Genomic DNA, 8,925 nt, shown 5'->3' with positions numbered 1-8,925 from the left:
CCATCCGGCCCGACGGACCCCAGCGGTCCTACCGGACCCACCGATCCATCCGGCCCGACGGACCCCAGCGGTCCTTCCGGACCCACGGGCTTCACGGGCACGCTGATCGGCGCCACTGTCGATGACACGACAGTCGTGGGCCCGTCCGGGACGGATACGCTTGCGGACGTAAACCTGCTTCCTTCGACTGCGACGGATGCGCAGGATACGCTGGCGGTGGACGTACTGGCCGGGGACGGCACAGTGGTTCAGGTCGTGCTGCCCACGAGCGCGGAAGGCGTTCAGGATACCCTGGCTCCGGTTGGCAACCTCGCCGGCGCCCTGCTCGGCGAACAGGTGGGCAACCTGGTCAACGATACCACCGACGCCCTCTCGCCCACCGTGGCTAGCCTCACCTCCACGGTCGACCAGGTCGCATCGCCCCTGCTCGATACCGTCAATGGCCTGACCTCGCCCCTGCTTGGCGATGGCGGACTGCTCGAGCCGGTCACCGGTGTCACCGATGGACTGCTCGGCGGCCTCACCGATGGCCTGCCGCTCGGCGGCAACGAGCCGGCGCGCACGTATGACGGCCCGCTGCTCGGCCTCGACCTGGGCAACAATCTCGTCACCGGTCCGACGACTTCCGACACCTTGGCGGGGGTCAACCTGCTCTCCGACGGAACCAGCCTGGCCGAGGGCCAACTGGTCACCGCAGAGGTCCTCTCCGGCGATACCGTGCTCGACGTGAGCCTGCCCACCACGGCAGAAGGCATCACCGACGGCCTCGCCCCGGTCGGCAACCTCACCGGAGCCCTGCTCGGCGAACAGGTCGGCAGCCTCGTCGACCAGGTGAGCGGCACCGCCGCACCGGTCCTCGCTCCGGTCACCGGCATCGTCGACGGACTGACTGCACCCGTGCTCGATACCGTCAATTCGACTCTGGGCGGCGTGGTCGGCGATACCGCCGGCGGCCTGCTCGAGCCAGTCACCGGCGGATTGCTGAACGGCGGGGAGCAAGGTGGCCTGCTGGCGCCTGTCACCGGCGTGGTCGACTCGACCCTGGGCGGCCTCTCCGGCAGCGGCGAGAGCGGCGGGCTGCTCGCCCCGGTCACCGGCATCGTCGATACCCTCACCGGCGGCAGCGCGGACGGCGGTGTCCTCGCCCCCGTCACCGGCGTGGTCGACTCCGCCCTGGGCGGCCTCTCCGGCAGTGGCGAAAGCGGCGGGCTGCTCGCCCCGGTTACCGGCATTGTCGATACCCTCACCGGCGGCAGCGCGGACGGCGGTGTCCTCGCCCCCGTCACCGGCGTGGTCGACTCCGCCCTGGGCGGCCTCTCCGGCAGTGGCGAAAGCGGCGGGCTGCTCGCCCCGGTTACCGGCATTGTCGGCTCGCTGACCGGCGGCCTGACCGGCGGAACCGACGGCGCTCCCGATACCGGTACGAGTTCGCCGATCGCCCCTGTCACCGGACTGCTCGGCGGTCTGCTCGGAGGCAGCAACTGACCACCTGAACCCCTTGGTCACCCCCCGCGTAGCCGGCGACCCCATGGCCGGATGCGCAACAGCCCCCTTCTCTTGCTCCTCCAGGGGGAGAAGGGGCGGAGGAGGCAGCCCCAATCTCCAACCCGAGGCTGCCTCCTCCACCTGGAGGACCCATTCATGCCGCAGGATATCGCACCATGAGCCAACCGACCATCGCCCCCCGCACCTGCCATATGGCCTTCCGCCTCAACAATGCGCAGCCCATCACCGCGGCTTACGGACAAGGCATGGTCACCGCCGCCATGGATCACTTCGCTGCCAGCCTGCAGCGCTATCTCGTCGGCCTGCACGGCTACCTCGGCCCGGTCGAACTCGACCGGAGCGGCGAGAACGAAATCATGGTCGCCTGCAAGCGGACCCGCATCGGCCCCGAAGTCATGCGCACCCTGATCGACGAGCTGTGCGCCGGCATCGCCATGGATCCGCTGCGCCACGACGGCCGGCTCGTCCTGCTCTCGGTCACCGCCGGCTGCGCCTTCGTATCCCTGGACGCAGGCATCGAAGCCGATGCGGCAGAGCATGAGGCCTGCAAGGCTCAGGCCCGCCTGCGTCTTGCCGATGCCACCATGCCCAGCGACGGCCCGCTCCTGCCCTCCCAGACCCAGATCCGCCTCTACCGCGAAGACATGGTCCAGGCCGCAGCCCTGCTCGAGCGGATCGGGCGCGAGGAAGCCTTCTTCGTCTGGCGTCCGATCTTCAAGCCGCAGGAACCCGACCGCGTCCTGCACTACGAAGCGCTCCTGCGCCTGCCCGGCGAACAGGGCGAGCAGCTCGAATGCACCCTGGCCTATGCCGCGCTCGAAAGACTGGGGCTGGCCTATCTCGCCGACAAGCATGCCGCATCGCGCGTGCTCGACGAACTCGAGGCTGACCCGCTCGCCAGCATCTCCTTCGCCATATCGGCCCAGAGCCTGTCTCCCCACCTGCATGGACGCGATGCGGCATGGACCGAACTGCTCGCCCGCCTGCGCGCCGACAAGGGCCTTGCCGCGCGCCTCGTCCTGGAAATCCACGAGACAGCGCCAATGACCGGCCTCGCCGAAGTCCAGGCCCTGGTCGGCCAGATGCGCGCGCTGGGCGCCCGCATCTGCATCGCCGGCTTCGGATCGGGCTTCGCCTCTACCCGCCAACTGCTCATGATCCAGCCCGACATCGTCAAGCTCGACAGCATCTTCCTGCACACCGCCTACCAGTGCGAACGAAACCGAAACCGCATCAGCCACCTCATCGGCCTCGCCCGAACCCTCTCCAACACCCTCGTCATCGATGGCGTCGAAACGCCCTGGCACATGAAACTCGCAAGGGAAGAAAACGTCCAATGGATCGCAGGGCCCCTGCAGGGCCGCGCAAGCACAAGACGCGCATGGCTCGCAAAACCTCAAAAACCACGCGCTAACGCAGATACTGGGAGAGGATCTGCAAACTCGCGCATTCCCCAGAGCTTCGGCCGTCTTTCCCCAACTTGAATGGGCTATGGAGGTGGTTCGAGAATGCATGCACTGGCAATGTCGACCCCAGCTTCAAGATTAAATCTTTGTCGCATGGGCGTTCCAAGGCCTGACCTGTGGTGCTTTTCAGGGCAAGCTTGAATCCCATTTCGGAGCAAGCAGCGGAGCAGGATTTCCTGGGGTCGATGGAACGGACAACACCGACGGTACTCGTGATAGACGACGTGGCAGAGATCGTGGAGGAATTGCTCACTCTCCTATCCTTGCGAGAAATTTCAGCCACGGGCGCGCATTCTTTGGACGGAGCCATCGGCGCGCTCGAGAACGCGCCGCAGATCCGCGTTATCGCCTGCGACGTTCGGCTGGGAAAGGAATCCGGTTTCGACATCTGCGACAGAATTCGTACGCATCCGCGACTCAAGGCCCGCAATTTCGCGTACATCTTCATCTCGGGTGACCCCATGCGCCTCAATCAAGCCTCGCATCTGCCCAAGCATTCCATCCTGACGAAACCGGTCGAACCGCGTGCGCTTATCGAACTCCTCAGAGAAAAGCTGGATGCCATGCGAACAATTGGCTAGCAGCCGTTTATGTTCACAAGTGCTCATAGCCGCCTATACCTCCATCCATCGCTCAATCACCTGAAGTTCGCTTGAGAAATGGCGACATCAATGGACGAAAATGAGGGCAGAGGAATGAACTGGCTGGAAGTTCACGATTATCGTGAAGGCAATGTGCACGCGTTCTACCCCGAAGAGGGGATGTGATCGTGAACTGCGACAACAATCGGAATCAGCACTTCGAGATCGAAGCCCTTCGCGCAGAACGCGACGAACTCAAGCAAATTTTCAATGACTTGCAAGCCAGCATCGGCCTCATGCCTATCCGTGACGTCAGTTTTCATCCCGAAAGTGCACGGCTTTCATTTCTTAATGCGTCCGCCCAGACCGCCCATCGATCCAGCCACCTGCAGATCCATCCGGACGACTGCGAGTTATTGAAGGCCCATTCGGCAAGCGATCATGTCTCAGTCGAATTACGTCTCGCAACTCAAGGGCTGGCAAGCTTCATACTCGTATTGCGCAAGAATACCGGGAACGCGCGCTGGGCTTCGGGCCTTCTGGCGAACATCAGGGAACCACGCCACCTGATCGAAGCGGTCTCTGCGAAGAGCAGGCTTGCCGACCTTGGTGAGCGAACATCAGCCATCGTTCACGAGATACGCCAGCCGCTGTTCACGATCGCCATGGCCAACGAAAACTTGCGGCTCATGCTGGACACTCCCGGCGCCTTGAAATCGCGAATGCAAAAGTCTGTCGCGAGGATCGCCGACCAGGTTGCCCGAGCCCAGAACATTGTCCAGCGGACACTCTCCTACGTCTCGACAAACGGTGCAGAGTCGCAATTCACCGACCTGCCCCTGACGCTTGCAAACACCGTTGAATTCCTCGACTCGTTCTTTGAATCCGACAGCATTCACGTGCGGCTCGATATCCCCCACGAAACGGCAATGGTAGCCCTCGAACAGCTCGAAGTGGAGCAACTCTTCGTCAATGTATTGCGAAATGCGGCCGACAGCATTCGCAAGCGGCGCCAGGCCGGTTGGGAAGGCGAAGGAGAGATTGCAATCAGCGCCAAGATCCGTGACGATCAGGTACTTTGCGAAGTTGCCGACAATGGAGCGGGCCTGCTCCGCAGAGAGGCAAGCCGTTGCTTCGAACGCTTTTACACAACTCGCAAGGAAAGCGGTACGGGTCTTGGCCTCTACATCTGTGAGCAATTCGTCGCCAAGGCTGGGGGCAAGATAGAGCTGTCACCGCGCGAGGTCGGCGGCGCCAGAATTGAGATCCGACTCCCCCTCATCGCCGGGTCAGATATCGTCGCGAGCGAGCCGGATTAGATACTGAGTCGTATCCCGGCCCCTCCCCAGGCATCTGAAATCGCCGTTAATCTCGAAGGCAATTTGCTCGACAAGCCACAATGTGGCGTGGTCCAGCGATTTCTTCGCCAAGGACATTCCAGCCTCGTCGACACACTGCACCCGGATGATGACGTGTGCAGGGCTCATTTCCGCGCTCAGGACGACCGCGCCGGACTTGCGCTCTCCCCCCGCCTTCCCGAATGCCCCAAATGCGCTGAGCAGGGCTGCCACCGCCATGATTTCCAACGCGTGGTGCTGCCCCGGGACCAAGTGATCCAGCGCATTGCCCCTCAGCGTGACCTGTACATCGTGATGGTAGACGTTGGATTTCGTTCCGGCGACGGCCCGTTCCAAAGCGCTGCGCACGTTTAGCTGTCCCTGCGCGGGATTTCCCTCACGCCCGAACCACCGGAACAGGTTGAGAATGGCGGCAGTGCCTTCGGTATGATCGGATATGCGGCGAATACGCTCAAGCAATTGGGTCCGCTCGGGATCGGCAATATCGAGATGTTCGACGATATAGCTCAGGTTGCCATTGGCCATCGAAATTACATTGAGCGGCTGCGAGAGGTCATGCAGCATCCCGCTTGTAATGCGGCCCAACAAAAGGTCACGCGTGACCACCATGAGGCCGTCCTCACCCCAAGCCAGTACACGTGCATCGAGCATCGCCAGGTGACGCGCCAGGCCTGCTCCGATGAATGCCGCGCAAAACGCGCCGACCAGCATCGCTGTCACGCCCGCAATGCCTGGCAGGAGTAAATTCAACGAAAAGCAGACGGTGCACACGGTCGCAGCGAAGATCCAAACTCTTCCGGGGATCCGGAGCAGAACGGGAGCGAAGCGCGCCGGTAACAGTCCGGCGCACAGCATGAACAGAAACAAGACCCAGAAACCCGGCCCGGCTTCCCACGAGGAGAGCAAAGGCAAAGCAATCAACATCGCCCCTGCTCCGATGAGCGCAACCCCCCTTCCACGTAGCAGGCTGATGGCTCCTGCAATACCCGCGCCCGGTATTGCCGAGGCTGGCGCAGCAAGCGTAGTCAGGCCCAAGACCAGAGCGCAGATAGCAAGGCCTGCGACAAGCAACTGCGAAGAGCGATCGGCAGAAATGCTTCGCATTGCCTTGCTCAAGAGCGGATCATTCTCCAACGGCTCTTCGGTCGCCGTGGCCGCAGTAGCGGTATCCTGCCCCGCCGGCACTGCGTGGAGCACCTTGCGGGGCCAGTCGCCATGACCGGAATCAGTCTCGAGCATAGTGCTGTGCGACCTGCTCATGGCCAGATCCTCTTGCTACGATAAATTGCATGGGGTGCGACACACTTTCCATTCCGGGGCAGTGCCCCGCCTTTGCCTGATTTTCTCTTGCACGACTTGGGCATCAGCCCTGGCCCCGCAGAAGTCGATTCCCGATACCTGACCGCCATGCAATCGTTATTACCATTCTCGGAGAAATGGTCGCCAACGAACTGCAGCCAAAAGCGAACGCTCCTTCGCATAAATTGGCTTAATCCAGATCGTTGCGCAATTCGAATTGTCCAAACCGCGCGGATGTCGCAAGTTTTTTACGCCGCATCGCGGAGTAAGGTTAGCATGAAAGAACCGGATCGAACGTTAATATGCTGTTTAGTTATTAAACATCGAAACCCGGCACGGCGAGATTGTGTGCGATTTATGGTACAAGGCAACACAGAGCGCCTTATCCGCTGCTTTCGCGATAATACGTCAAACCTGTCCCAAAGAAGTCGCTTCGGGTTTTTCTCCATGCCCGCTCGCAGATACGACGCGCTATCATGAATACGCAACGCCCCCCTTTGCACGGCTTCAATACGCAAAACGTTGGGTAACCGGGGGCAGGATCAAATTGCGTAAGCGCAAGGTTCTGGGGAAAATGGCATGCGCCTGGGCACGAAAGCGAAGCTGACGATCGGCATAGGGCTGATGACTGCCGGGACTTTCGCCTTTCTGGGTTTCCGACAACTGGGGGATGCGGCAACACCAGTTACCGCGACAATGGCGCAAACAGCACTGCAAAGCCGCATAGAGCCCAAGCTTGTCCTGGCTGCATCGACGCGGAACATTCTGACAGGCGAGACCATCGATGCCAGCATGTTTCGCAGCGCAACCGCGGATCCTGCCGACCATCCCAACGTCGCCGTTCCCAGCGAAGTCGTCGGAAAGGTGGCCACGCGCGACATCCGCGCCAATACCCTGATACCCCGCGCTGCTCTCGGCCAGGAAACCAAGCTTGCAATCCGCGTTCCCCGCGGCATGCGCGCGGTCAGCATCGAAACGACTGCGGAGATTGCCGTCGCCGGCCTCGTCCGCCCGGGGGACCGTGTCGATGTTCAGGTTGTCTATCCCGGATCCGATGCCATCAGCGGCGCACGAGGCAGCGGTCGCAGCGAAGCCGAAACCCTGTTGCAGATGGTCCAGGTCCTCGCGGTAGGGGAAACGATCGTGGGCACGAGGCAGCCTTCGGGCGTCGAGGCACAAGTCTCCTCGCCGCCACCGCCTGCACGCAACGTCACGCTTGCACTGAGCCCCGAACAGGTCTCGGCGCTTACCCTGGCCAGGAGCACCGGCTCTCTTACCCTGTCGCTGCGCAATCCCGATGATGAAGCCCAGATCGAACTGGCGCGAGCGGTATCATCGGCTCCCAGCACACAACCGGCGCGCGCACCTGTAGTCCGGAACCTGGCGGCACCCGCCCCGGCTCCGCGCCCGCGCGCCGTGGCCAAACCCCGGCCGCACGCCATCGAGCTGGTCGTCGGCGGGAACAAGGAAGTCATCTATTCCGGGAGCGGATCGCGTTGAAAACCCTGATCGCATCTAGCCTGCTGGGCGCTAGCCTGCCGCTCATCGCCGCACCAACCGTGGCATGGGCGCAAAGCCCCGAAGTGGTCGCGATCAACGCCGACCGGACATTGTCCTTCCCGCGTTCGATAGGCCGGGTGGAAGTGGACAAGGAAAACATCGTCGCGATCGCCGCACCGACGGATCGCACCTTGCGGGTGACCGGCCTTGCGCAAGGTGACGCGACAGTTTCGGTCTTCTCGGGCGAAGGCAAGCTCATGGGCCGCACGACGATAGAGGTCCGCAATCCTTCCACGGCCCGCTTCACTTCCAGCGACGGGACGGCCAGGACGCTCGTGGCCGGTGAGAAAGTCGTGGCGGTCGACGTACAATTCGCGGCAGTTTCCACCTCAACGCTTCGGGCGCTCGGCTTCAGCTTCTCCAAACTTTCGGGAGGACTGCAGGGTGCGCTTATCACGCCAAGCAGTCTCAACAGCGCAAGCCTGGGCTCATCGGGTCTCTCCATCGATGCCTCCGCGCCGATCCAGAATGCCTTCAACCTCTTCCTCGCATCGCCCAAGCGCGGCATCAGTTCGGTGCTGAGCGCGCTTTCGTCGAACGGCCTCTCCCAACTTCTCGCCCAACCGACCCTGATGGCCCGCTCCGGCGAAGAAGCCAGCTTCCTGGCGGGCGGCGAATTTCCGGTCCCCGTTCCCCAGACTACGAGCGGGAACGGCAACACTATCTCGATCCAGTACAAGGAATTTGGCGTTCGCCTTTCAGTGACGCCCTACGTCCTTTCCAAAGAGCACATCATCCTCAAGCTTGCGCCCGAGGTGAGCGAACTGGATTACAACAACGGCGTTCAGCTCCAGGGCTACGTGGTTCCCGGCATACGGCGGCGTTCGGCTGAAACCACGGTGGAACTCGGCAGCGGCCAGAGCTTCGTTATTGCCGGCCTGAATTACAGCAGCAGCTCGGTCTCGAAGGACAAGGTGCCTTTCCTCGGCGACATCCCCGTCCTCGGCGCTTTCTTCAAGCGCCAGGAAAGCCAGAAGGAACGCCAGGAACTGATCATCGTCGCCACCCCCAGGCTCGTCGATCCGGTGAGCCCACAGGATGTCCCTTCCCTGCCCGGCGCTTCCGGTCAGGTCGATCCTTCGATGGGCAAGATGATCCTCGGCAACGACGGTGTTGAACAGGCGATAGCCGAATTCGGAGTGGTGAGACGCTGAT

The 8,925-nt window shown here is 62.2% G+C and carries 7 protein-coding genes; 6 read left to right on the top strand and 1 reads right to left on the bottom strand.

The genetic code is table 11. The annotated features are described in order from the left end of the window. The 4 genes from J3474_RS21875 to J3474_RS21860 form a co-directional block, all read left to right on the top strand. The coding region (locus tag J3474_RS21875; protein ID WP_242528565.1) for a hypothetical protein at positions 1-1,485 on the top strand (1,485 nt) is incomplete at its 5' end. 176 nt (positions 1,486-1,661) lie between these two features. After that, on the top strand, positions 1,662-2,990 hold the full coding sequence (locus tag J3474_RS21870) for an EAL domain-containing protein (RefSeq protein WP_242528564.1): 1,329 nt from the start codon (positions 1,662-1,664) through the stop codon (positions 2,988-2,990). Positions 2,991-3,157: 167 nt separating this feature from the next. Beyond that, entirely contained in the window at positions 3,158-3,553 is a 396-nt protein-coding gene (locus J3474_RS21865; RefSeq protein WP_013836652.1) for a response regulator, read from the top strand. A gap of 188 nt (positions 3,554-3,741) precedes the next feature. Further along, a complete protein-coding gene (locus tag J3474_RS21860) occupies positions 3,742-4,872 on the top strand; it encodes a sensor histidine kinase (protein WP_242528563.1) in 1,131 nt (376 codons plus the stop codon). Here J3474_RS21860 and J3474_RS21855 read toward each other — a convergent pair. Continuing rightward, positions 4,843-6,171, bottom strand: coding sequence for a hypothetical protein (locus tag J3474_RS21855; RefSeq protein ID WP_207095621.1), 1,329 nt, complete (start codon positions 6,169-6,171; stop codon positions 4,843-4,845). The genes J3474_RS21860 and J3474_RS21855 overlap by 30 nt on opposite strands. Positions 6,172-6,789: 618 nt before the next feature. Between J3474_RS21855 and cpaB the strand changes: the two genes are divergently transcribed. After that, positions 6,790-7,710, top strand: coding sequence for a Flp pilus assembly protein CpaB (cpaB, locus tag J3474_RS21850; RefSeq protein WP_207095620.1), 921 nt, complete (start codon positions 6,790-6,792; stop codon positions 7,708-7,710). After that, positions 7,707-8,924 (top strand): type II and III secretion system protein family protein, encoded by a 1,218-nt coding sequence (locus tag J3474_RS21845; protein ID WP_207095619.1) that lies wholly within the window; start codon positions 7,707-7,709, stop codon positions 8,922-8,924. The genes cpaB and J3474_RS21845 overlap by 4 nt, the downstream gene beginning before the upstream one ends. The last annotated feature ends 1 nt before the right edge of the window (position 8,925 follow it).

The organism is Novosphingobium sp. PY1, from assembly GCF_017312445.1.
Classification (GTDB): Bacteria; Pseudomonadota; Alphaproteobacteria; order Sphingomonadales; family Sphingomonadaceae; genus Novosphingobium.
This window is presented reverse-complemented; position numbering and strand designations above follow the sequence as displayed.